22 protein-coding genes are annotated in these 25,522 nt (G+C 39.4%); 14 read left to right on the forward strand and 8 right to left on the reverse strand.

The window, feature by feature from the left end; translation table 11 throughout:
* Window positions 1-13: 13 nt before the first annotated feature.
* The 5 genes from LQ226_RS03695 (at window position 14) to LQ226_RS03715 (ending at window position 8,036) form a co-directional block, all read left to right on the forward strand.
* Entirely contained in the window at window positions 14-568 is a 555-nt protein-coding gene (locus LQ226_RS03695; protein WP_231417564.1) for a sugar O-acetyltransferase, read from the forward strand.
* Between the two features lie 459 nt (window positions 569-1,027).
* Complete coding sequence (locus tag LQ226_RS03700; RefSeq protein ID WP_231416477.1) at window positions 1,028-2,044, forward strand: NAD-dependent epimerase/dehydratase family protein; 1,017 nt, start codon at window positions 1,028-1,030, stop codon at window positions 2,042-2,044.
* Window positions 2,045-3,118 (forward strand): dihydrodipicolinate synthase family protein, encoded by a 1,074-nt coding sequence (locus LQ226_RS03705; RefSeq protein ID WP_231416478.1) that lies wholly within the window; start codon window positions 2,045-2,047, stop codon window positions 3,116-3,118. It abuts the gene before it with no gap.
* A 4-nt stretch (window positions 3,119-3,122) separates the two neighbouring features.
* The gene (locus tag LQ226_RS03710; protein WP_231416479.1) at window positions 3,123-5,144 is read left to right on the forward strand and encodes an alginate lyase family protein; all 2,022 of its coding nucleotides are present in this window, start codon (window positions 3,123-3,125) and stop codon (window positions 5,142-5,144) included.
* A gap of 111 nt (window positions 5,145-5,255) precedes the next feature.
* A complete protein-coding gene (locus tag LQ226_RS03715) occupies window positions 5,256-8,036 on the forward strand; it encodes a CBM96 family carbohydrate-binding protein (RefSeq protein WP_231416480.1) in 2,781 nt (926 codons plus the stop codon).
* A 37-nt stretch (window positions 8,037-8,073) separates the two neighbouring features.
* Here LQ226_RS03715 and LQ226_RS03720 read toward each other — a convergent pair whose 3' ends face one another.
* Window positions 8,074-9,129, reverse strand: coding sequence for a response regulator transcription factor (locus LQ226_RS03720; protein ID WP_231416481.1), 1,056 nt, complete (start codon window positions 9,127-9,129; stop codon window positions 8,074-8,076).
* Window positions 9,130-9,138: 9 nt separating this feature from the next.
* Complete coding sequence (locus tag LQ226_RS03725) at window positions 9,139-10,947, reverse strand: sensor histidine kinase (protein WP_231416482.1); 1,809 nt, start codon at window positions 10,945-10,947, stop codon at window positions 9,139-9,141.
* Window positions 10,948-11,090: 143 nt separating this feature from the next.
* Between LQ226_RS03725 and LQ226_RS03730 the strand changes: the two genes are divergently transcribed.
* Genes LQ226_RS03730 through LQ226_RS03755 form a run of 6 tightly spaced genes read left to right on the forward strand, consistent with a single transcriptional unit; the run spans window position 11,091 to window position 16,980 of the window.
* Window positions 11,091-12,428 carry an ABC transporter substrate-binding protein gene (locus LQ226_RS03730; RefSeq protein WP_231416483.1) on the forward strand — a complete coding sequence of 446 codons (1,338 nt, stop codon included), beginning with the start codon at window positions 11,091-11,093 and terminating at the stop codon, window positions 12,426-12,428.
* 30 nt (window positions 12,429-12,458) lie between these two features.
* Window positions 12,459-13,403: a carbohydrate ABC transporter permease gene (locus LQ226_RS03735; RefSeq protein ID WP_231416484.1), complete on the forward strand. Its 945-nt coding sequence runs from the start codon at window positions 12,459-12,461 to the stop codon at window positions 13,401-13,403.
* 23 nt (window positions 13,404-13,426) lie between these two features.
* Window positions 13,427-14,254, forward strand: coding sequence for a carbohydrate ABC transporter permease (locus LQ226_RS03740; protein WP_231416485.1), 828 nt, complete (start codon window positions 13,427-13,429; stop codon window positions 14,252-14,254).
* Between the two features lie 29 nt (window positions 14,255-14,283).
* The gene (locus tag LQ226_RS03745) at window positions 14,284-15,201 is read left to right on the forward strand and encodes a helix-turn-helix domain-containing protein (protein WP_231416486.1); all 918 of its coding nucleotides are present in this window, start codon (window positions 14,284-14,286) and stop codon (window positions 15,199-15,201) included.
* Window positions 15,202-15,216: 15 nt separating this feature from the next.
* Window positions 15,217-15,993, forward strand: a complete 777-nt coding sequence (locus LQ226_RS03750) for a sugar phosphate isomerase/epimerase family protein (protein ID WP_231416487.1) — start codon at window positions 15,217-15,219, stop codon at window positions 15,991-15,993.
* Between the two features lie 3 nt (window positions 15,994-15,996).
* The gene (locus tag LQ226_RS03755; protein ID WP_231416488.1) at window positions 15,997-16,980 is read left to right on the forward strand and encodes a Gfo/Idh/MocA family protein; all 984 of its coding nucleotides are present in this window, start codon (window positions 15,997-15,999) and stop codon (window positions 16,978-16,980) included.
* A gap of 178 nt (window positions 16,981-17,158) precedes the next feature.
* On the opposite strand, the gene LQ226_RS03760 is transcribed toward LQ226_RS03755, so the two are convergent.
* The 3 genes from LQ226_RS03760 to LQ226_RS03770 all read right to left on the reverse strand — a co-directional run bounded on the left by LQ226_RS03760 (window position 17,159) and on the right by LQ226_RS03770 (window position 18,815).
* The gene (locus tag LQ226_RS03760; RefSeq protein ID WP_231416489.1) at window positions 17,159-17,533 is read right to left on the reverse strand and encodes an rRNA methyltransferase; all 375 of its coding nucleotides are present in this window, start codon (window positions 17,531-17,533) and stop codon (window positions 17,159-17,161) included.
* Window positions 17,534-17,562: 29 nt separating this feature from the next.
* Entirely contained in the window at window positions 17,563-18,366 is an 804-nt protein-coding gene (locus tag LQ226_RS03765; RefSeq protein WP_231416490.1) for an LAGLIDADG family homing endonuclease, read from the reverse strand.
* Window positions 18,367-18,521: 155 nt separating this feature from the next.
* Complete coding sequence (locus LQ226_RS03770; RefSeq protein ID WP_231416491.1) at window positions 18,522-18,815, reverse strand: Dabb family protein; 294 nt, start codon at window positions 18,813-18,815, stop codon at window positions 18,522-18,524.
* A gap of 402 nt (window positions 18,816-19,217) precedes the next feature.
* On the opposite strand from LQ226_RS03770, the gene LQ226_RS03775 reads away from it, so the two are divergent.
* Genes LQ226_RS03775 through LQ226_RS03785 form a run of 3 tightly spaced genes read left to right on the forward strand, consistent with a single transcriptional unit; the run spans window position 19,218 to window position 23,079 of the window.
* Window positions 19,218-20,405 (forward strand): CaiB/BaiF CoA transferase family protein, encoded by a 1,188-nt coding sequence (locus tag LQ226_RS03775; protein WP_231416492.1) that lies wholly within the window; start codon window positions 19,218-19,220, stop codon window positions 20,403-20,405.
* A gap of 13 nt (window positions 20,406-20,418) precedes the next feature.
* Window positions 20,419-21,612 (forward strand): acyl-CoA dehydrogenase family protein, encoded by a 1,194-nt coding sequence (locus LQ226_RS03780; RefSeq protein ID WP_231416493.1) that lies wholly within the window; start codon window positions 20,419-20,421, stop codon window positions 21,610-21,612.
* 12 nt (window positions 21,613-21,624) lie between these two features.
* Window positions 21,625-23,079 (forward strand): NAD-dependent succinate-semialdehyde dehydrogenase, encoded by a 1,455-nt coding sequence (locus LQ226_RS03785; RefSeq protein WP_231416494.1) that lies wholly within the window; start codon window positions 21,625-21,627, stop codon window positions 23,077-23,079.
* 71 nt (window positions 23,080-23,150) lie between these two features.
* Here the strand turns inward: LQ226_RS03785 and LQ226_RS03790 are convergent, their stop codons facing one another.
* The 3 genes from LQ226_RS03790 to LQ226_RS03800 form a co-directional block, all read right to left on the reverse strand.
* Window positions 23,151-23,459 (reverse strand): DUF3870 domain-containing protein, encoded by a 309-nt coding sequence (locus LQ226_RS03790; RefSeq protein ID WP_231416495.1) that lies wholly within the window; start codon window positions 23,457-23,459, stop codon window positions 23,151-23,153.
* 20 nt (window positions 23,460-23,479) lie between these two features.
* Window positions 23,480-24,235 (reverse strand): IclR family transcriptional regulator, encoded by a 756-nt coding sequence (locus tag LQ226_RS03795; protein ID WP_231416496.1) that lies wholly within the window; start codon window positions 24,233-24,235, stop codon window positions 23,480-23,482.
* 92 nt (window positions 24,236-24,327) lie between these two features.
* Window positions 24,328-25,500 (reverse strand): saccharopine dehydrogenase family protein, encoded by a 1,173-nt coding sequence (locus LQ226_RS03800; RefSeq protein ID WP_231416497.1) that lies wholly within the window; start codon window positions 25,498-25,500, stop codon window positions 24,328-24,330.
* Window positions 25,501-25,522 lie beyond the last annotated feature (22 nt).

Genomic DNA, 25,522 nt, shown 5'->3' on the forward strand with positions numbered 1-25,522 from the left:
GGGGATCACGATGTTGTTGTCAGAGAAGCAAAAGATGCTTGCGGGAGATTTATATGATGCAAGTGATGAAGAATTAATGAAGGATCGCTTGAATGCGAGAGAGTTAACGAGGTTATTTAATCAGTCAACAGAAGTAGAACCTGAAAGACGTACGAGCTTATTAAGAGCGCTCTTCGGTTCTACAGGAGAGAATATTTACATAGAACCTACATTTAGGTGTGATTATGGCTACAACATTTATGTCGGTGAAGATTTTTACGCAAATTTTGACTGTATTATTTTAGATGTCTGTCCTATAACCATAGGGAAGAACTGTTTATTAGCTCCTGGTGTCAGAATTCTCACTGCTACCCATCCCCTAGATCCAATAAAACGAAATGCGGGGCTTGAATACGGGATGCCTGTTACAATAAAGGATAACGTATGGGTTGGAGCGAATGCTATTATTAATCCAGGCGTTACAATCGATCATAATGTAGTCATCGGGTCTGGCGCTGTTGTGACAAAAGATGTGCCTGATAATGTAGTTATTGGGGGAAATCCAGCAAGAGTTATCAAGCATTTATAGATAGAAAAATGACGTGATATAAAAAGCAGATCAAAGGAGAAGACTCGTTCTCTTCCTTGATCTGCTTTTTTACGTTTATGAGGAAACGAAAATGCAGAGTAAAAATAACCCTTTATAAGTATAAAAATGAACATGGGGGAAAAATGGGTGTTTTTGCATAATTAAAACAATAAATGAATGGAGACCCCGATAAAAAGCTCATTAAATACGTATTTTTTGTATAAAAATTCAACTATAAGAAGAGTGAGACCGAGTTTAGTAAAGCAATTATGTAAGATAGAAAGAAAAAATATCTTATTTATACATTAATGAAGAAAATGCTTATAACCACCAATAAGAACATTTGTTCGCAATATCAAAAGGCGAATTTAAGGTCCTATTAAAGACATAGTTCCTATGCCCGGCTTCTCATAGGATAGGGGTAAGTACAACTTTCATTGAGAAGGGGGCAGGTAGACAGTGAGAACCATTTTTGATTTAGAACAGAAAATGTGCGCGCCATCGGAGAAGTTAGTGAAAGACCTCTCTCGAATAAATGGCGACATTATGATACTCGGTGTAGGAGGGAAAATGGGTCCTACACTTGCGAAGCTTGCTAAAAATGCCGTGGATCAGCTTCCTCATCCGAAAAAAATTTATGCGGTATCTCGTTTTACTAAAGGATCCCTTCAACAGGAGCTTGAAGCATGTGGTATAGAGACAATTGCAGCAGACCTTTTAGACGAACGTCAACTCGATCAGTTGCCTAATGTGAAAAATATTATTTACATGGTTGGTCATAAGTTTGGTACAACCGGCCACGAACATTTCACCTGGGCTATGAATGCTTATTTGCCTGGTCGAATTGCAGAGAAATTTAAAGATTCTCGTATTGTGTCTTTTTCTACGGGGAATGTGTATCCCTTCTCATCTGTTAAGGAGGGAGGGGCAACAGAAGAAGATTCAACGGGCCCTGTGGGAGAGTATGCTCAATCTTGTCTTGGTCGAGAGAGGATATGGAGCTATTACTCCTATAAGTATAATATCCCTCAACTTCATTTTCGTCTTAATTATGCTATTGACCTCCGTTATGGCGTGCTTCTTGAGATTGCGAAAGCGGTTAAAGAAGGGAAACCAATTGACATTACAATGGGGCACGTCAATGTGATCTGGCAAGGCGATGCGAATGAAATGGCGATTAGGTCATTGCTTTATTGCAGCACACCACCTGAGGTCTTAAATGTCACTGGTCCAGAAACCCTGTCAATTCGCTGGGTTGCAGAGCAATTCGGCACCATGTTTAACGTAACTCCTATTTTTACAGGGCAGGAGCAAGACACTGCTTTGTTAAGTAATGCGTCTAAAGCTCATAAGTGGTTTGGTTATCCGCAGGTAACGATGCTTGAAATGATTGAATGGACAGCCGAGTGGATTTTGCATAATGGGGAAGTTATTGATAAACCTACACACTTTCAAGAGAGGGAGGGGAAATATTAAGTGGATGAACGATTTACGAAGGAACAGTGGGCATTGTTGCAAAGTGGCACGGTTATACCAGCACATCCTCTAGCTTTATCAAAACAGAAAAAACTAGATGAAGTCAGGCAACGAGCGTTAACCAATTATTATATTGATAGCGGTGCAGGTGGTATCGCAGTAGGGGTTCATACTACGCAGTTTGAAATACGATGTCCTGAATTTAATTTGTATGAAAGAGTTCTAACATTAGCTAAAGAACAAGTCGAGTATAGAAATCTGAAGCGGCCTTTTTTGAAGATTGCAGGAATTTGTGGCCAAACGAGTCAAGCCCTTAAGGAAGCAACGTTCGCGAAAGAACTAGGTTATGATATAGGGCTTGTCAGTATGGGAGGCCTCGATTTAACAGAAGAGGAACATCTAGTAAGGATCAGAGCTATTGCAGAAGTCATTCCTGTCTGTGGGTTTTATCTTCAATCCTCTGTAGGCGGAAGGATATTTTCTTATGGGTTTTGGGAGCAATTTGCTGATATAGAGGGGGTTTGTGCCATTAAGATGGCTCCTTTCAATCGTTATCAGACTATAGATGTTATAAGAGCCGTTTGTCATTCCAAGAGACGTCAAGAAATTGCCCTTTATACAGGAAATGATGACAATATTGTAGTCGATTTACTTACCAATTACAAATTTACGGTTGAAGGAGAATTAGTGGAGAAAAGAATTGTGGGTGGTTTGTTAGGTCATTGGGCCGTATGGACCTCAAAAGCGGTCCAATTGTTTGAAGAGATCAAACAAATTCGAGAACGGTCGGTTATCCCAGAATCTATGCTGACAACCGCTTCTCAAGTTACAGATAGCAATGCTGCTTTATTTGATGTTGCTCATCAATTTAAGGGTTGTATTGCAGGTATAAACGAAGTCTTAAGAAGGCAAGGATTGCTTTCAGAGAATACGTGTTTACGTGATCACGATGTGCTAAGTCCGAACCAATTCGAGCAAATTGACCGTATTTATAGGGAATATTCACATCTTACAGATGATGGTTTTGTTCAAGAGCATTTACAAGAGTGGCTATCTAATCAGCAAAGGAGGTGATCTGTTGAAAAAGAGGTTTTTTTATGAGGAGGACGATCGTGAGGAAATAATAACCTTCTGCCAAACAAGATGGCCAGAAGAAACGAAAGAGGTCATTCAACGTTCAGATCTTGCGTGTAATCAAACCTTTATCTTTACTCATCGATGGGATATGGAGCGATGCGAGACACCGGTTTCTTTTCCTGACAAGGTCGATTGGACTTATAGATTTCAAGGTGACTTCGAATGGACAGTTAACTTAAATCGAAGCCGCTTCATGGCTGAGTTAGGGCAGTCCTACTGGTTAACAGGCGATGAGAAATACGTAACGGCATATAAGGCGCTGTTGGATGATTGGATCTCACAAAACCCATTATCAGTAGATGAAATCTATGAAAGTAAAATACGTGCCTTCAATGTTAAGGATACGTGGCGTAAACTCGACAGCGGTATACGCATCACTAACTGGCTGAAAGGTTACCATTGTATTAAGGAATCGGCGCAGTGGACGACTGAAGATAATCATCAATTTAAAGAAGCGGTTTACCTGCATGGAACCTATTTAAGTATGGCATATACCGCACACGATGCTCAGAGTAACTGGGGTTTTTTAGAAACTAATGGGCTGTTTCAAATTGCTTTATTGTTTCCGGAGTTTCCTGAAGCAAAGAAGTGGCTCAACTTGGCTTCTGAACGATTAGCTAACATGTGTCAGTTGCAAATCTTTGAAGATGGTATGCACAATGAGCAAAGTCCTATGTATCACCATGAAGTTCTTCATTGTCTATTTGAACCCCTTTTGTTAGCTAAGTTGAATGATGTTTCTTTACCTTCTATCTGTGAAAAGTCGCTTGAACAACTATTTCAGGCATCTTTATCCATAGTTAAACCTTCAGGACATCAACCCATGATAAGTGATAGTGACCATACGGATATACGTGATCTGTTAGGTCGCGGAGCGGTATTCTTTCAGCGAGGTGACCTCAAGCATCAGTCTTACCGTCAACTAGATTTTGAGAGTGCTTGGTATTATGGGGGCGAAGGGATCTCAGCTTTCCAAAAACTCAAATCTCACCCTCCTTCGAAAGCTTCTATTCATTTACCGCAAAGTGGCTATTCGATCATGAGAACGGGATGGTCAAGGGATAGTCATTATTGTTTGTTCGATGGAGGGCATATGGATATCATACAAGCTCATGGTCATGATGATTTCTTGCATCTTGAAATGAGTGTGTTTGGTGAGGATATGCTGGTTGATACTGGGAGGTACACCTATATGGAGGGGCGGGAGAGAAGGTATTTTAAAGAATCAATCCAACATAATACAACCATCGTTGACCATACATCCATATCGGAATATATAGACTCATGGGAATGGGGCCGGATCGCTAGGCCTACCCAATCATATTGGAAGAGTTGTGAAGACTTTGACTACGTTCAATGCGGTCATGATGGGTATAGAACATTAGCAGATCCTGTCCAGGTTATGAGAAAGGTATTGTTTGTTAAACCTTATTATTGGATCGTTGTGGATGAATTTCATTCTAACAAGCAACATCATTTTGCTCAGCATTTTCATCTAAGCGAAAAATTAACGATTCAGACAGAAACGGAACACTCAAAAGCTATATGTAAAACCGAGAATTTATCCGGACTCATGATTCAATCACTTACGGGAGCTAATTTAACGGAAGAAGCTTGCTGGATCTCCCGTCACTATAATGAAAAACAACCGTCTACAAAACTAGTATTTGAAGCCATTGGTTCAGGCACAACACGTATGATCACCGTATTTATTCCATATAAATACTCTCAACCTCTTAATATATTTTTCAAAGAAATTGAAGTGCGAAATACGTTTGGAGAACCTTTTAAAAAGGCAGATGTCACAGCTTTAGAAATCAAAGTCGAAGAAGATACTCATTACGCCCTTATCTCCCATTCAGGCCCGAATAGCTTTCAGTTTGGAAATGAACATATGACAGGCGAGGTGCTTTTAGTAAAAGAAGAGGAAGTAGGTAAGAGGAAGTGGATTGTTAAAGTGTAATAAGGACGTATTACGGTCAGTCTATTACCCATTTATAAACCATACATTCATCATAAAGGTGGTGAATGTATGGTTCTTTATATTCTAAAAAAAGAAGAAGGTGGTTAAGTTATGGGAAATTGGGTGCCGCGAAGACTGATTGTATTGCTCGTCCATTTTGTCCTTTTTATAATCTTCTTATGTGTTATTCCTCAAAGTGGGTATGCTCAATCTACAATTACGATTACTTCACACCAAAATGGCGATGTTATTCCTATAGGGGTAACGAGGATTATAGGGTCTTATACACAAGTCTCAGACCTCGATGTAATCATTAATGGTATGGGGGAATACAAGGCCGAAATGTTGCCTGAGTCAACTGAAAAAGGTGAATGGTTCTATGATCTTGATACAACTACTCTTGATGGGGATATCGAAATCGTTGTAAAAGGAACCAGTACGATGACGAGATATTCAGCATGGTCGGAGCCGCTTATGCTTTCAGTTGATAATAAAAAGGCTAACCTACCTACAGTATCGATCTTAACTCCTCAATCGGATACTACTCTAACCAAGAACACAAAAGTAACAGTTGATGCTTCAGGAAAAAATAATATAGAAGCCGTTTCAATCAGAGTGAATGGAGAAGAATGGCTCCCGACCAAAAAGCAAAATGGCGTTTATTCTTATCATCTAACCCTTCCTTCTGAAAGAGATCTTACGTACAGCATAGAAGCAAAAGCAGTGGATTCAGAGGGGAATACTGGAGTGAGTCGTACGGTATATCCGAGAACCGGGAATGGGCGATTGGTTTACACTAAAGTCGAGAAGCAAGATCGAGCCATGTGGATCTGGGAAAATGCTTCGTACAACTTAATTTACAACGAAGGATCACGCCACGTATTGGAAGCCTTCGCTAAAGATACTTCTACTTTTAACCAGGATGCTATAACAACTCTCTATTTAGGAGTAGATCGCTATTATGGGATCGATATGCTTGAGGATGAACGAGAGCGGGTTCGTGACTTTGTCTCTTGGGCCCATAAACAAGGATTTGCCGTTCATGCGCTTATAGCAGGTGGAACCAAACCACCTCATTTCGGAGCTTTTGAACAGTATCACAATACAGCCATAAGAGAGGTAGAAACCATTATTAACTATAACCTTGCATCTAATCAGGATGAACAATTTGATGGGATCAATATAGATATCGAACCTTATATTGCCTCAGAGTTTAAAACAGAAGCTCCGTCATTACAGATTCAATATTTAGATCTATTAGAAAAAATAATGCACATAAAGCAATCTGCTGATTCTAGTCTATTTATTGGGGCAGCTATACCAAACTGGTATGATTCTTCGCCCTATGCTGAGAATATTACCTGGGGTCCTCGTTTGGAAAAAGGAAAGGAAGAGACCAAATGGTTATCACAGCATATTCAAGATTTGCTCGATTATATATCCATTATGGATTATCGTGATTTTGCAGAAGGGTCAAATGGAATGATTGAGAAGGCACGTGGTGAAATGGAGTATGCGGAGTCGATTCATAAGCCTTATTCCGTTGTCATTGGTGCTGAGACGAAAGATATTGCAGATGGAGGGGACCCAGAACTTATAACATTTAGAGAAGAAGGACGCACCTATATGGAGGAAGAACTTACGAAAGTATCAGAGGCTATGAATGGCTATTCTTCTTATGGTGGAATCGCCCTACATCATTATGACACCATAAGGGAATTACCTTCAGAATGGAGTGAATATGGAGTATTATGGAAGGCTCCACCAGATACAGAAGCTCCTTCAGAAGTCGAACGACAGCCGAATGCTACTGCTGAGAGCTATCAATCCATCGTGATAGATTATGGAAGAGCCTATGATAACTCAGAGATTGAACATTATAGGGTTTACCGTGGTAAAACCCGGGATTTTACACCAGGGGATAACTTCATAGCCGGGACTAGCAGAGGTCTTTCCTTTGTCGATAAAGGCTTACTCTCAGATACAACGTATTATTACAAAGTAGCAGCGGTTGATGTAAATGGAAATCAAGGCCCTATATCTTCTGTGACCTCTGCTACCACGTCTACAACTTCACTAAAGCCATTAGCAATCAAGGAAGCCTCCATCTCGTATTCAGATGGGAAAGGGCACATGAATCTAACTGTAATCGATTCAAGCACTGCTGATCCTATTGTAGCGACTATCAGCGGAAGGTATGAATATATGAGCGGTAAAGTGGTAAGCGGAAAGACTGATGAAGAGGGTACTATTACGTTTTCGTCAGAAATGTTGCCGAGCGAGAATGGCAAGATCGGATTTAAAATCAATGCGATTACCGCTGACGGTTATTATTGGGCTTCCTCTTTGGATTCTCCGACACAATTAGTAACAACTTGGTCTTATGATATATTCATCCCTAAACAAGATACCTATATTCGAAGTGATTCTTACGGGGATAATAACTATGGGAATGAACGTCTTTTAGAAGTAAAAGGGGTGGAAGAATCCATTCTGAATTACAATCGTCAATCTCTCATTCAGTTTAAAGAGGAAAAAGCCTTTCTTTCAGATGCTAATAGTTTAATTCTGAAATTTTATGTGGATCGTGATGTTGGGGATTCTCAGGTTTCTTCTGTTCCGATTTCGATTTATGGTGCTGTTAATCAAGAGTGGAACGAAGAAGATTTGACGTGGAATACACGACCAGATGCTGACCAGTTTGAATATTTAGGGGGGGTACTTGTATCAGGTAAAGGGTGGTACCAATTTGACCTAACCGAATGGGGACAGGGTTTTGCAGATGTTGACTCGGCAACGTTTCGACTATCAGATGATCAACGCTCAGACCGTCTTGTGCCGATACACAGTAAAGAAAATACTTATGCCCCTTCGCTTGAATTTCATCGTTAGAAAAAAAGGTTGCCTCAAAATAGTAGAGGCAACCTTTTTAATCGATTCCAAAACGCTTCCTGAACTGCGTAGGGGTATACCCTGTAGACTTTTTAAATGTTTTCGTAAAGTGAGGGTAATCCCCATAACCAACAGACTCCGCTATATCATAACTTTTGGACAGAGGATTCTTTAATAAAGTCTTCGCTTTCTCTATACGAAGTTTTGTTACATAGCATTTATAGCTCTCTCCCATTTCCTTCTTAAATTCCATGCTGAAATAAGAAGGGGACATCCCCACAATGGTTGCCACCTTCTGAAGGGTCAGAGCATGGTCAGCAAAATGAGTGTTTATATAGTCAACACCATTCAGAATTGTAGTCTTATGGCCAATGTTCCTTACCTGTTTTAAAAGAATCATCCATTCCTGGCAGTACGTTAGGAAACGATTATGAAGCTCATCAGATCCGTATGGGAACGTTATTTCAGGAATGATGACATTTTTCATCTCTTTCACCCGTTTCTCAAGCGTACTTGATACATAAGTAACAAGGTCTTCATAGAAGCCCTTCATAGTAAGCTGTGTTGTATGTTTTTGCAGTAGGTAGGCATGAGTTTCTTTAACTTTGCTAACGAGTTCTTGTTCTTCAAGCATCCATATAAGATGACTAATATCTTCTGCTGTTAACGTGATGAAACTGAGCTGCTCTTGCCGTTCTGCCTTTGAAGGGGATTCTAGTTCGATTTCATTACGGACAGTTTCTAAGGCGGTTAGAAATAGTTCAGGTTTTATCGGTTTTAAAAGAAAGTCATTCACCCCATACCTGAGAGCTTGTTGGGCATAGGTGAATTCATCATACCCTGATAAGATCATAAATTTGATCTGCTGATTTAAGGATCTAGCTTTTTGAATAAAGTCTAACCCGTTTAGTTTAGGCATTCGAATGTCTGTGATAATTAGGTGAGGATGGTGCATTTGAACAAGCTCGAGCGCTTCCTCACCGTCTTTGGCTTCTCCGACAAGTTGAAATCCAGTGCTATGTTTTTTAAGTAAGGCTGATAGGCTTCTTTTAATTAATTTCTCATCATCTACTATTAACACCTTATACATCATCACGCCTCCTTACTGTTCATTTGTGAGATAAGGCAAGTGAATGGTAACAACAGTGCCAGTTGAATCAGATTTGTGTATGAACAAACCATATGGATGACCAAATTCTGTGACGATCCTTTTATGCACATTCATCATTCCAATTCTTCTCGTTGTCCTATATTCAAGAGAAGGCTCTTTATGGTGAGTGAACGCAGTGTTATAGATATCCAAGATTTCTGGTGACATTCCTCTACCATGGTCTTCAATCGCTAAAAGATATCCCTCGTGGGTCTTAGCTCCTGTAATTCCTATAAAGGTCGGTTCTAGTGCATGCTCTTCATAGCCATGTAAGAAAGCATTCTCAATGAGAGGTTGAAGGGTTAAACGGGAGGTTTGAATGTCAGAAGTAAGTGAATCATCTACATCTATATAAACCTCTAAGTCCTCAAAACGCTCCAATTGAATATTGAAATAGGCTTTTATATGTTGTAGTTCTTCCCGAAGAGAGACTACTTTCTTCGTGTTGCTTACGTTATACCGAAACATATCAGCAAGAGAGGTCGTCATACGGCTAATCTCCATCTGGTCCTCAATAATGGCGTAAGAATTAATAATTTCTAGCGTGTTGTATAAGAAGTGAGGGTTAATTTGAGATTGCATCGCTTGTAGCTCAGCTTCTTTTGTCTTAAGTAATAACTCTTGTTCTTTTAGTTTAGAAAGGCGAATCTCTTGAATGAGGGCTGAGAGCTTTTCAGTCATCTTGTAAAAACTAGTATATAACTCACTAATCTCATCATGGTGATACAAAGCTAAGGGACGTGGTTCTTGCTTTGGAAATTGCCCTGCAGAAACTTGTCTCATGAGGATCTGAAGGTGCTTCAGGGAATAGGTTAACGTAAAGGAAAAACCTCCAACAAAAAGGATGGCGAGACCTACTAGTGCTAGGCCAATCCAAATAGTGTAGTTTCTGAGATCCATCAGGTGACTCATCGTAGTTTCTAGAGGGACGCTTGCCACAATCGTCCAGTTCGGATCCTTTAGGGGTTCATACACCATTAATGTTTTCGGCTGATTTTTATTAATTATAAATGGCTGCTTGGATGTTAGATCATAGGTAAACGTTTCTCCTAACTCTTTCGAATCAGGATTGTAGAGAATGTTGTGGTCTTCATCGACTAACCAAATTTGATCAAAATGATCGTTTGTAATTTCATTTAGAATTGAAGCGGTTTGATTAAGGTGAAGGTCAATCACAAGTAAACCAATCGTATCGTACGTATTTTGGTCATATATTTTTTGGACAACTGTCAGAGTAGGGGTAGATTGATAGAACTCAAGTCCTAACATTTCGTAGCTTTTATATTGTTCTTTTGTTCTCCATAACTCTTTATTTCTCTTCTCAATCCGCTTCATATCAATAAATTGTTTCACATTTGTATAGTTATGTTCTTGATCCCCATTCCTACTGACTAACGACATTCCGAAAACATCAGAACGACCTTTAATAATTTGTCCAAGTGCTTCTTCTTGAACCTTCTTTGTTTCCACATACTGATCAAAACGTGTATGAGGCTCTTTGTTTGACTTCAAGTAATTTTGAATAGAAGCGTTGGTCAGAAGCGGAGTGGTGGCTTTCTTTAAATCTGCTAAGTAAAAGGAAAGATATTCTTTTGTTTGTTTAAGCAATTGTTGACTGGACCTTACGGAATTGTCTTCTATCGTGCTAGTTGTTTTGTTATACCAAACGTAACCAAAGACAAGTAAAGGTGTGCAGACAAAGACGATAATGACCCATAGCAATTTCGTTTGAATCGACCTCTTATGGAAGAGATTTTTCAAAGGCAATTCATCCTTTACGTATGATTTACTCATTTCTTAAGTCGTTGAAAAAAACACAACAAATCAAATCAATGCCCATTCTGATTAGAGAGGACTAAGACTATGATGATAGTGTAAGCGTTAACAAAAAAGGGGGATACAGAATGAATCGTTCATGTAAGCTTGGCCTATTTCTTTTATTTTCTATGGTTTTAACTTTAGGACTTGTAGGTTGCAGTAATGAGTCTAGTTCAGACGGTAAAGATTCAGATGAAAAGGTAGAAATCACATTAGGCTATTATTCTTCAGGAAGTGCTGATGAGAAAATGGAAGAGCTTATTGATCAATTTGAAGAGAAACATCCAAATATAAAAGTGAAAACACAGAACGCTCCTTATTCGCAGTTCTTTCAGAAATTAGACACACAGATTGCTGGGAATAACGCTCCTGATGTTTGGTTATCAGATGGCGTGCTTGTATCAAAGTATGCAGAGCGAGGAGCGGCTAAAGATGTATCAGAATGGATTGAAAGAGATTTAAACAAAGATGAGTACTATGGACTCGACTTTAATAAAGATGCTAACGGAAAATATTTTGCGGTTCCTCAAGGGATTCAGATAGGAGCTCTTTTTTATAACAAGGATATGTTTGATGAAGCAGGTGTAGACTACCCGGATGATGATTGGTCGTGGGAAGATCTACAAGAAGCGGCTGCCAAGCTAACGATTGATGCAGAAGGAAATCGTGCGACGGATTCTAAATTTAATGAGGATGCTGTAAACCAATACGGAATGACATTCTTTAATATTACAGAAGGTTGGATGCCTGTCCTTAAATCATTCGGTGGTGGCGTATTGGATGAGGAGTTAAAGAATTCTGTCATAGACTCTCCTGAGAATGAAGAAGCGGTTAAGTGGATGGTAGAAGGGATGGAAAAAGGAATCTTAACAGACCCTTCAGATTTACAAAGTTTCCAAAGTCCTATGTCTCCTTTCCCTAGTGGGACAGCAGCCATGAGAATTGGAATCTACGCCCGCGTATTAGCAGCGAATGAGACAGGAATTAATTATGATGTCTCTGTATTACCAAAGGGTCCTGATGGTAAGCGATTTGCTCCTGTTATTGCAAACTCATGGATCGTAAATAACAATAGTTCAGATGCGAAAGCAGAAGCTGCCTGGGAATGGGTGAAATTCTGGGTTACAGAAGATGATGTTCAAAAGGAATGGGCAGAATTAGGGGAAGCGGTACCGGTCAAAAAGTCCGTTGCGAATTCAGATTTATTCTTAAATTCTGGAGAGAACAAGATTAACAAGCAAGCCTTTTTAGATAGCTTTGAATTTGCCGGGACTCTTGATACAAATGCGGTTTGGTCAGAGTGGCTCCAAAAGTTTAACGATAACATTAACCGAGCATTTTTAAATGAAACAAGTGTTGAAGAGGCGTTAAAACAAGCTGACAAAGAAGTAACGAAAGTTTTGGAGGATTTTTATAAGAAATAATAAAAAATTATAGAAGAAAGTGTGTCCTATATGCCAAAACTTGCACGTAAAAAGAAAGATCTGAATGATCGTAAACGAAAGCTTTCAACAGAAGGGAGATGGGGATTCCTGATGGTATCCCCGTACCTTCTTCAGTTCTTGGTTTTCTTATTATTTCCTTTAGTCGCTTCCTTGTATTTTAGTTTCTCAAAATATGACATGTTGAATCCTCCTGAATGGATTGGTATAGAAAACTATACTACCCTTGTTCAAGACCCTGTGTTCCACAAAGCTCTTTGGAATACATTATATTTCACGCTTTTGTTTGTCCCTGCACAAACGATTCTTGCTTTGCTCCTTGCTGTTGCTCTAAATCAGAGTTTAAAAGGATTGAAATTTTTTAGAATTGCCCATTTTATCCCTGTGATCTGCTCCTGGACTGTTGTTCTATACGTTGCAGATGCAATCCTAAACCCCAGGTTCGGTCTTGCTAATACAATCCTTTTAAAGTTAGGGGAGAAGCCCCAACAATGGTTGAGTGATGAGGCGCTAATTATACCGGTTCTTGTAGCTGTTGCGGTGTGGAAAGGCGTTGGTTATATGATGATCATCTTCTTAGCTGGGTTACAGAATGTCCCTGAGGATTTATATGAGGCAGCTGAAATAGAAGGAGCAGGGATCTGGAAGAAATTCAGACATGTAACCGTTCCCTTGATATCAGGGACCACTTTTCTAGTCTTAGTCTTAACGACCATAACAACCTTTCAATCTTTCGAACAGATCTACGTTATGACTAGCCATTTAGGCGATGTAACATCGGCTGGAGGACCGAATAACGCCAGTATGGTTCTTATGCTATATCTTTTCCAGCAAGGATTTTCGTTCCTGAAAATGGGCTATGCTTCTGCAATTGCGTGGGTGCTGTTTATCATTTTGTTCGGCATTACAATGATTCAATTAAAGTTGCAAAATAAATGGGTGTATTATGAGAAATAGACTGTAAGGTTGGGGTGTTCATAATGTTTAGTCGATACAAAAAGAGAAAAGCCATAAGCTATATAGTCATTCTGTTTAGTTCTTTGATCATGCTGACTCCGCTTGTTAGTGCTGCACTTAATTCATTGAAGTCCTACAAACAATATACCGCGATACCGGTGGAGTGGATTCCAAATCCATTCCAGTGGCAGAATTATATCGAAGTGTGGAAGATGACCTCCATGGATACGTATGCCTGGAACAGTCTTATTGTAACCGTTCTCTCGGTTGCTGGGGCACTACTGTCTTGTTCCATGGTCGCTTATGCATTTGCTCGTTTAGATTTTCCTTTTAAGAACTCATTATTTGTTATGGTTCTAGGAACACTCATGATCCCACCCGTTGTCATGATCATTCCGCAATTTATGATCTTCAATCAAATGGGACTCGTCGATACGCTTGTTCCTCTGTGGATTCTAGAATGGTTAGCTCAGCCTTTTGGGGTCTTCTTGATGCGGCAAGCTTTTCTTTCGATACCAAAAGAATACGATGAGGCAGCTAAATTAGATGGGTGTAATCCATTTCAAACATTTTGGAAAGTATATTTACCGATGTGCAAGCCACAATTAGCTACTTTAACGATTTTTACATTTATGACCAAATGGAATGAGATTATGGCTCCTGTCATTTATTTATCATCGGAGGATAAATTCACGTTACCAATCGGTATATTATCCATGTCTGGAGCATGGTTTGGTCAGGAACAATATTTAGTTGCTGCCGCTCTTATGTCGTTATTACCTATACTAATTGTGTTTTTATTAGCTGAGAAATACTTTGTTAAAGGGGCAAGCTCTTCGGGACTCAAGTAAGAAGTGCAGGAAAGGAAGAGGTGAACCTGGTGAACATAAATGTCTTAGTAGTAGGCTGCAATGAAGTTACAGAGAAAGTGTTAGCTTTAGCAACATGTTTCCCGGACGTGTCATTAATCCCCTTGACTGATCTTTCAACGTTAGAAAACGTAAGCAATTACCAAGCCATTCTATTAGCTAATCCAATTATTCCTTCGCATACCTTATCTAAAGCTATGGATCATACACCTGTCTTTACACTTTCCTATACAGAAATAGCCCTTTATTCAACCTTGTTCAAATGTAGCTATGAACAACGATTAACCCCTTCTAATTCCTATTCTATAAGTATTGACGTTAAAGATATGGATCTAAAGAGCATAGCAGAAGAGTTAAAAGACGAAAGAATCCTTATAACAGAATATAAAGAAGAGAGTAGAGATCAAATCCTTAAGCGCCACATAGATCTATGGAAGAACCAAGAGGCACAATGTATTGTCACCTGTGATCCTTATATTAAAACAAGGTTAGAGAAACAAAGGATACCTGTCAGACTGATCATCCCTACCAGTCAATGTATAACGCGCTCTATAAATCACCTCATTAAAGAAATACCAGAATATTCGAAATCAAGGAAGCTTTATGTGAGTGACACCATACGGTACGAACATCAGGGAACTTTCTCATCTATAAAAGGGCTTGGAGTAAGTGCCAAAACACTTCACCGTTTGCAATGCTTATGTTATGCCAACGGAAAAAACACCTTAACAGCCGCAGAATTAGCTAAAGGATTTTCTGTTACATTACGTAGTGCCAGAAGAATCTTATCAAACCTTGAAGAAAATCAGATTGCTATAGTTATTGGGGAAGAGCAATCTAATCAACGAGGACGACCTAGAATGATCTTTAGAATCGATCTGCACCAATGCCAGGAGGAGATTCTATCCAATTGTAGCTATCTTTCGTAAAGAAAGGGAGAGACGATGACGAACGTATTCTTAAATACTGTATTACTTGAAAAGAATCGGTGGGAAGAAGGTCAAAACCCTTCGATCCTTGTGAGTGAATGGATATCTACTATAAATGAGGCGGGCTTTGATGGTTTAGAATTATGGCAAAATCATTATGCAAAATCTTCTCCTCAAGAAAAGGAAAAAATTAAGGATGAGAACTTCCCTGTAAGTCTATTTAATACGTATATCAAATTTGAAGATGGTTGGGAACAAGAGAGGGACAACATTGCTCATATGGCCCACCAGCTTCGATGCAAGGGTGTGAAATTTAATCTCGGGAGCTCTATAGAGAACAAAGAAATGTATGTCACCCACATTAAGGAGATGCTGAAGCAATTGCCGAATACTTGCCAGCTCCTCTGCGAATGCCATGCAGGGACGATTATGGAAGACCCAGAAGTCGCATACGCTCTTCTAGATCAGATTGGTTCTGAACGAGTAAAGATTATCATCCACCCCTTACAACTTCATTTAAATATAGAGGAATGGTTTACCTATTTCGGGTCAACCATTACACATGCTCACATTAGTTTATACAACCAGGAAAGGTTTCATCGATTACGAGCTTCAGAAAGGTTTGTAAAAGAGCGTTTAAAGGAAATCGATCGTCTGCAGTTTTATGGGACCTATTCCATAGAATTTACGGAGGGTGTAGCTACAGGTGAAGAGAACCCAAGGGATCTTCTCTCACATGCAGAAGAAGATTTATTACTTCTAAGACATCTATTGAAAGAGTTAGGAGCATAGCCTATGAATTTATCTGTATGTGTAATAGGAGTTGGTATTATTGCTAAGCATCATCTAGAAGCAATAAGTAAATTTCCTGAACTAAAGCTTTTAGCTGTTGCAGATATTGATTCTAATAAAGCAATGAAAATCGCTTCACAATACGGAGTTAAAGGATATAGCGCCTACCAGGAAATGATTGTGAAAGAAGCTCCGGATCTCGTCATCAATACTCTTCCGCATTTTCTGCATAAAGAGGCAACTATTTTTGCTGCAAAAGAAGACTGTCATATTTTATTGGAAAAACCCATGGCTTTAACTTCAGAAGAGTGCCAAGAAATTAGAGAGTGTGTAAAGGCTAGTGGAGTAAAGCTTATGGTTGCCCATACCCAACACTATTTGGCGGAAAATATAGTAGCGAAAAATTATATAGATACCCATGATTTAGGTCCGCTATTAATGGTGAACGATGCCAGGCACGTCTCGTATTTCCATCCTGATCGCCCTAAATGGTTCTTAGAAAAGAAAAAGGCGGGAGGGGGGATTCTAATGAATCTCGGTGCACATTCCATCGACAAAATCCAGTGGCTTACACAGTCTACATTTTCATACATTAAAGCAAATCTCCATTATCCAGATCCACAGCAACAAACGGATGTAGAAGGAAGTGGAACGGTCTATTTAGAAACGAGTGACGGAGTGCCTGTCACGATTTCAATGTCAGGTTTTACGGTTATTCCAACGCAGCGCACAGAATTAATTTTTAAACGAGGAATGGTCAAAATAGAAATGGGTGAAGGGGTGTTCGTTAGCCACGATGGAAACGAGCTGACATTAAAAGTCCCAAAATTCCCCGATCCATTTATTTTACAATTAGAAGATATGATGAAAAGGATTCGAGATGAAACGTGTGGAAATGGGCAATACGGTCAATCCATTATTCAAATTATTGAAGGCATCTACAAATCGGATCAATTAAAAAAAGGAATAAATTTGGGTACTGGTTAACTTAAATTAGTTTTTCAACCCAAAAAATTATGAAATAATAATCAAGATAAAAATTAAAAAAACAAATCTCATCTCAATATCAAGAGTATACTTAGGTTTTGAGATGAGATTATTGTTTTATATATTGCTACCGATAATATATATTATGTCCGGGGCGTTAATTGAATAGGATAGAAAATTACTTTTCTATCCTATATCTATGTGCCCTATCCTTGCTCTTATTAATATCAATAAATTGAACACTAAATTCAATAATATCGTTTGTCCTTAAGTCATGCTTTTTAGCAAAATCTTTTGTAGATTCTAATAGCTCTTGGTTGTATGTAGTTTTATATTGAACACGATCTTTAGGTCTGGATTCTTTGCTGTACATAATTTCCCCTTGTTCCAGGAGATTTCTTAGGCCACTTTCTAATAAATAATTTACATGTGTGTTGTGATCATCTGCCATCTTTTTTAAATTATTGAGCACTGTTTTACTAATGTTGGTTCTGAATTTAACTCTCGAATTATCAGTAGCTTGTACGAGTCTTCCATCAACTGATTTCCACATTATTTAAAATTTCCCCCATTCAAGTTCTTTTAGCTAAAATCTATTTGATTCGATTTTGGACCACTATGAATGGTCATGCGTTCCCTTTTAATATAGACATAACTTTCACCAGCATTATTATATATAATATTTGCTAATTCAGGGAGAGTTTCCTTCCCCTTTACCCAGATTCGGTAAATTTCTTTTCCATTCTTCGTTGTCTCGGTTTTTATTTCGGATCTTAATTTCCATTTTTGAAATACTTTAAGTAATTCTAAGGCAAACTTATTACTGGCACTTGTTACATTCATAACATAGCCTGTTTTCTGTACCCACCCATCCCCATCAATAACCCCTCTCACAAAAGAAGGTAAGTATACATCTGGAACCTCAGGGAACTTTACAGTGCGTGATTTATTCGATAATATTCCTAAATTTTTTAAATCGTTTTTAAGTATCTTGGAGTTTATTATAAGGGTGGATATATTTCTGGTAGAAGAAGGCGGAATAATGTTATTTTCTGCGTCCATATGCTTTGCTATCATACGAAGTATTCTTTCATCTTTCTGCGCAAAAGAAATACTATTCGTCTGATTGACACATCCATCCGTAACAAATAACCCCAAAACCCAGGCCATTTCATGAGTCCACGTTTTAAAGAAATGCTCGTTGACACTATATTTTCTAGGCTGACCAGAGTATTGTTCACGGTTCATTTCAATTTTGTGTTTGTATAGAATATTGCGTATAGCACGATCAGATAAGCCGGAAATCTCCTTCATAACTTTAAATGAAGTCCCCTTTTTGTACAGTGTTATCATATAATCGTCAGTAATGCCGGGCTTACGAGGCATACGCATGTCCTCCCCTTTATTTATCATTCTTCATCAAACAATAGAAATTTATATTTATTATACAAACATACGTTCTTTGAGTCCATTGAAAAGCCTTTCTTCGCTTTATATACATAAAAAAGTACGCTTCTATAAGAAGCGTACTTTTAAAATCTTTATAGTTCGAAATCCAGTGCCAGAATGTCAGACATTCCAATCTCTTTTAAGTATGAAACTACTTTTTGGTGCTCCTCATGAGGTCCATATTGCTCAAGGGCTTCCTGATCTTCAAAGCGAACGGTGAGTCCTAGTTCGTACCCTTTGCTACGGTCGGAGAAATTTACTCCCGCTTGCAGATCTACGATACCAGGAATTTTATTTTTAAGTGAAGTTAACTTTTGGATAGCTTCATTTTTCTGTTCATCAGTCGTTTGATCGTTAAACTTAAATAATACAACATGTTCAATCATTCTTTTAACACCTTTCTTATCTACAACAAAGTTAGTTTATTTTTAGTAGTTGCCCTTTATTATTATATCACTTTAAAGAAGATAACAAACTTTTGATGCCTAACTCCCTTTAAATGACTTATGTGGACCTTTTTCAAGCAAGAAAAAAGTGATTTACTTTTTTGTCAGAATATTATAAAATTTAAAGAAGGAATCATACTATTGCCTCTAAGCCCATCCCAGGCATAAACAGGCATAAAGCTTTTCCTACCCTCTAAATTGAATATGAAACAACTGTTAATCTTGCTCTCCTGCCTCCTCCAGGACGGGGTCCAGCAAGTAAAAAGCCAGTTTGAACGTGCACATATTCATGTGTCTCTTCAAACTGGCTTTTTTTATTTATTAGAAGGAGCGTGATCCAATGTGAGCACTTCTTTAGATGGGATTCGAGTAGTCGATCTTACGCGAGTATTAGCCGGTCCCTACTGTTCCATGATTCTTGGAGATCTTGGAGCTGAAGTGATTAAAGTAGAAGCCCCAGGTGGCAGTGACGACACAAGAAAGTGGGGTCCTCCCTTTCAAGAAGGCGTAAGTGCTTATTATCTTTGTGCCAACCGTAATAAAAAGAGCATCACGGTTGATTTAAAATCGCCAAAGGGCTCAGAAATTATAAAAAAATTAGTAGAAACTAGCGATGTAGTCATGCATAACTTTAAAACTGGGACAATGAAACGATTAGGTCTGGATTATGATGCATTAAAAGAAATAAACCCGCGTATTGTGTATTGTTCGATTACTGGATTTGGAGAAACAGGCCCCTTTAAGCATCTGCCTGGCTATGACTTTATTATCCAGGCCATGAGTGGTCTTATGAGTATCACAGGAGACACCGATTCCGGTCCTCAAAAGCTAGGGATTGCCATAACAGATGTTCTAACAGGGTTATATGCCTGTATCGGTATACAAAGCGCTCTTTTAGAGAGAGTGACATCTGGTGAAGGTCAAATGGTTGATCTTTCTTTATATGATTCAGCCGTCTCCTCTCTCATTAATATTGGTAGCAATTATTTAATGTCAGGTCAGGTTCCTGAACGTTTAGGCAATCATCATGCGAATATTGTACCTTATCAAACGTTTTGCTCTTCTGATGGTGAGATGGTGATAGCAGTAGGGAATGACCGACAGTTTAAGTCTTTATGTAAGCTAATGGATATGCCGGAACTGGCTTGGGATCCACGGTTTGCGACAAATCCTGACCGTGTGGCTCATCGCAAGGAACTCGTTCCTCTATTGCAGAAACGGTTCTCTACACACTCAACCGCTTACTGGAAAGATTTATGTCACAAAGAGGACGTTCCGTTTGGACCGATACAAACAGTTGATGAACTCATACAAGATCCTCAACTACAAGCCCGAGAAATGTTTGTAAGTGCGCATCATCCGAAGGCCGGACTCATCAAAATGATTGGTAGTCCTTTGAAGCTTTCAAGAACACCTACTTCTTTAACTCGCCATCCACCTGAACCAGGAGAACATACAGCGGAAGTCCTTTCCGCGTTAGGCTATACTCAAGATGATTTAGAACGCATGAAAAATAATCAATCCATATAAGGAGATGCTTACGATGAATTTTGAACTCACTGAAGAACAATCCATGCTTCAAAAAACTGTTCGTTCCTTTGTTGATCAGGAAATCATGCCCTATATAGATGAATGGGATGCTAAAGGACATTTTGACACGGACACCTTGAAGAAAATTTCAGAGCTTGGTCTTATGGGAGTGTGCATTCCTTCGAAATACGGTGGTAGTGGGATGGATTATAACTCACTAGCAATCGTTTGCGAGGAGCTTGAACGAGGAGATACCGCTTTTCGAACTGCAGTCTCTGTTCACACCGGTTTGAATAGTATGACTCTCCTTCAGTGGGGAACTGAAGCGCAAAAAGAAAAATATCTGATCCCACAAGCAAAAGGAGAAAAAGTTGGAGCATTTGGTTTAACAGAACCAGGTGCAGGATCTGATGTAGCCTCGTTACAGACGACAGCAAAGCTAGATGGCAATGAGTATGTTTTAAATGGTCAAAAAACCTGGATTTCTCTTTGTGACACTGCTGATCACTTCTTAGTTTTTGCCTATACAGATAAAGAGAGAAGTCATCATGGGATTTCTTGTTTTATAGTAGAAAGGACGATGCAAGGCTTTTCTTCTAAAGCAACAAAAGGGAAACTTGGAATCAGGGCCGGAAACACTGGAGAATTATTCTTTGATGATATGCGGGTCCCTAAAGAGAATCTTGTTGGAAAAGAGGGAGATGGTTTTAAAATTGCCATGTCCGCTCTCGACAATGGACGATTTACTGTTGCTGCTGGAGCTTGTGGTCAAATTATGGCGTGCCTAGAAGCGAGTGTGGATTATTGTCATGAACGTCAGACATTTGGAAAAGAAATTGGGAAACATCAGTTGGTGAAACAAATGATTGCCAATATGGAAGCTGGTCTGCAGATGAGCCGCTTACTTGTATGGAAAGCAGGTGAATTAAAAAATAGTGGCAAACGGAACACGAGGGAAACCTCTCTCGCTAAATGGCAAGCATGCGATTTTGCTAATAAAGCTGCGGATGATGCTGTTCAAATCCACGGAGCGTATGGTTATTCAAATGAGTACCCTGTTGAACGATACCTGCGCAATTCAAAAGCTCCTGTCATTTATGAAGGGACCAGAGAAATTCATACTTTGATGCAAGCAGATTATGTGCTTGGTTATCGTAAAGATAAATCCCTTGATCATATGCTGCCGAAATGGCCATTTGAAGATTAGGAGGCGATGTTTATGACAGAATTGAAGCATTACCACCATTCTATTTATATCGATGGGAAATGGGAAGGTTCAGAATCAGGAAAGACCGCTAGTGTCATGAATCCTGCTACCCTTGAGAAACTGACTGATGTATCCTTTGGAGGACGAATAGAAACTCAAAAAGCCATACAATCCGCTTCGCTCTCCTTTCCCGAATGGTCGAAAAAGACAGCTCGCGAACGATCAAGGATCTTATATCGCGTTCATGAATTACTGTTAGAGCGTCTTGACGAGCTGGCTACGATTTTAACACTTGAACAAGGAAAACCTCTAAAAGAAGCGAAGGGAGAAATTCGTGCTTCTGCTAGTTTTTTTCTATGGTATGCAGAAGAAGCCAATCGTTTATATGGTGAGTGGATCCCCTCTTCTCTCCCTGGGAAAAGGCTCCATGTCATCCCCCAACCAGTTGGTGTGATTGCTGCGATTACGCCTTGGAACTTTCCATCATCCATGATAGCGAGAAAAGTTGCACCCGCTCTTGCTGCTGGATGCACAGTCGTACTTAAACCTGCTCCGGAAACACCTTTGTCGGCGATTGAACTTATTACTATTTTGGATGAAGCCGGAGTCCCACCAGGCGTGGTTAATCTGGTCACAGGTGATGCAGAAGAAATTGGTGCCGTTCTAATGAAAAGTAAAGAAGTACGTTTGCTCACCTTTACTGGTTCCACAGATGTTGGGAAACATTTAATGCGAGGAAGTGCTGACACCGTAAAGAAACTATCTCTTGAACTTGGCGGTCACGCACCTATTCTAGTATTTGAAGACGCAGACTTAAAACGGGCTGCTACCCAAACCATAGCTAGTAAATTTCGAAACAGTGGCCAGACTTGTATTTGCGCAAATCGTGTTTATGTACATGAAGACATAATGGATGAATTCACGGAATTACTGAAGGAAAAACTTAACCAATTAAGACCAGGTAATGGGTTGAAGGATGAAATAGACTTAGGTCCTCTCATCCACCGTCAAGCATTAGACAAAGTTCAAGCTCAATTAGAAGACGCTCTTCATAAGGGAGCAAAAGTGTTAGTCGGAGGAGGACCGTTATCGACAGGTCTTAAGGGTCATTTCTACTCTCCTACCCTGTTGAAAGATGCAACGGATCAAATGGACGTTATGTCAGCAGAAACATTTGGTCCTCTTCTTCCCTTGCAGTCATTTACAGATGAAGAGGAAGTCATTCAAAAAGCCAATGATACCGATTATGGTCTGGCTGCCTATCTGTTCACAGAAAATTTAAGCCGAGCAACGAGAGTGTCAGAATCACTTGCTTATGGAATCGTTGGAATAAACGATGTTTTTCCAGCAGTGGCTGAGGCTCCATTTGGAGGAATTAAACAATCTGGGGTTGGAAAAGAAGGTGGATCACAAGGGATCCATGAATATGTGAATTTGAAGTATATTTCAACAGCCATTCATGAATGATCGTTTAGTGATCACTTGCTTATTTTTGTATAGCATGTTTAAAAGCATTCATAGATCTTACCTATGAATGCTTAGTCATGTTTAAGTCCGTATTGTTTGTGAAGATCTTTCAAAGCAGAAATAAGTGCATTGCTTGCTTTCCCTAAATAGTAAGCACGTATCTCTTCAATGGGCTCATCAAGGGAATGCCTTAAACTAAACCCTTTAAGAAGTTGACCAATAAATTGGCGCCCATGCTCTGTGGCTAACGTGCAGTTTGCTTCAAGAATTACCCCATAGGTACCATCGACTTCTGCCGTAATAGTTAAGACATCATACATGTTTTGAGCAGCCATTCCAGCGGGGAGCCTTGCATGACCTGCAATGAAATAGGTTTTCATATATACCTCCACTAATGATCTTAATAGCCTATACTCCTTGAAACTTGGTGCGCAATTCTTTCTGTCGCCTCTTTAATGACCGTTAAGTTCTTCCCCTCAAAGTGATTGGATAACCCGCTTACTGCCAGAGAGGCAACGACTTCATGTTTATAATTATAGATGGGATAAGAGATTCCGGTCGTATCATGATCTTGTTCGCCTTTACTAATGGCATACCCTTGCTCTCGAATGATTTTCAACTCTCTTTTTAAGGTTTCTTTATCGATTGGAGGTAAATTAGCTATAGGAGACAAAGAGGATTCATTCAACACTTTCTCCTGTCTTGATGGCGGTAAGTACGCAAGGAGAAGTTTAGGGCCTGAACCTAAATACAGCGGTGCATTTTTACCAATTTTCGTATATAAACGAAGGGCTCGATTTGAATCTACTTTCTCAATATAGGTGGCTTTGTCCTCATTCACGATGACTAAGTGGATAACTTCATTAATTTCTTGAGCTAATTGCTCCATGTAAGGCTTTGCTATTCTTCTTAACTCAATCTGATCTGCTACACGATACCCGAGTTCCATTAACTTTATACCAAGACGATACCGGCTATCATGTTCTGATTCTTTTGTTTTCATGAGAAACCCTGCTTGTTCTAAAGAAACTAGCAAACGGTAAACCGTTGGCTTTGGGATATTTGATTTGGTTGTTAGTTCCCGTAGGGTTAATTCCGGTGTTTCTTCTGTAAAGTAGTCTAGAAGTTTCAAAGCTTTCAACACACTCTGGTTCATTTTCGGTCTCCTTTATAGGCCGTGACCTCATGCTCAAGACATAATTGGTTTGAAAGAGGAGGGATCAATAGATCCCTCCTCTTATTTAGAAGTTAAATTTGTACTTGGGAAGGTTGGATAATCCTGTTTTCTTTTATCTCCACACCCCGTTTAGCCATTTCTTTAATATAGATATCTCCTGGAACAATCTTCTCTGGAGGATGAACACCTCTTTTAGTGATCTGTTTGCTACCAATTAATTGAGCGACAACAGAGATTGTATTCGCAGTGGCTCTAGCCATGGCTGTTACATTATTTGATCGGTCTTTATACGTTACCATTTCATACTCATACGACATTTTCTGTCCATCTTTCACACCGCTTACCTGGACTCTTAACAGAACAGCATCATCTTTATCTTTTAAATCTACAATTGGATCAATCGTCTTAAGAAGAACTTCTCTAGGTTTCACCTTAACTCCATTTACCTCAACTTCAAAATCATTTTTCGTTAAGTTAAGGTCAACCAGTAGCTTCATTTTCTCTGCATGACCCGGGTAGCGAATCGTTTTATACTCAAGGTCGTGAATAGTAGGATAAGACTGAAGGAGCGTTGATGTCCCTCCTGACGTATGGAAAGCTTCAAGTGGACCGAATTTATCAAAATAGAGGCGCTCCACTTCTGTTAAAGATTCCACTTGTAGTTTCGATCCATTTCGGATAATCGTGGAAGGGTCTGTATAATGGTCTAGTAAACCTTCCATAGAAAAAACGTGATTGTATTCAAGGGGTGCTTCTGGCTTTACAGGGATCCCTCCCACAAATAAACGAATCGATTCCGCCTGATCTAGTTTGCTCACGCCGTATCCTGAAAGAATATTAATCATTCCTGGTGCTACACCTAAATCTGGAATGATTGTCACGCCCGCTGTGATGGCGTCCTCATTCATGAGAAGCACATTATCAGTTACGCTCCCAATATGCCCCCCTAAATCAACGGAGCTCACACCTACTTCAATCGCGGTTTGAGCAACTCTTTCATTAAATGAATAGAACAACGCATTAATAATGACATCAAATTGTCTCATATATGCTCTTAATTCATCTGCATTACTTGCATCTACTTGGTAAGCTTTCATCTTAGTAGAACCTAACCCTCTGCAAACAGCTTCTGCTCGCTCAAGGTCAATATCCGCAAGACCTACCTCTGTTACAGATGGATTTTGTGTCAAATCACGCGCTGCTTCTTTACCCATTAAACCTGAACCTAGCACACCTATTTTCATAGACCCAAGTCCCCCTTTAAGA

The sequence above is a fragment of the Pontibacillus sp. HN14 genome (assembly GCF_021129245.1).
GTDB lineage: Bacteria > Bacillota > Bacilli > Bacillales > BH030062 > Pontibacillus.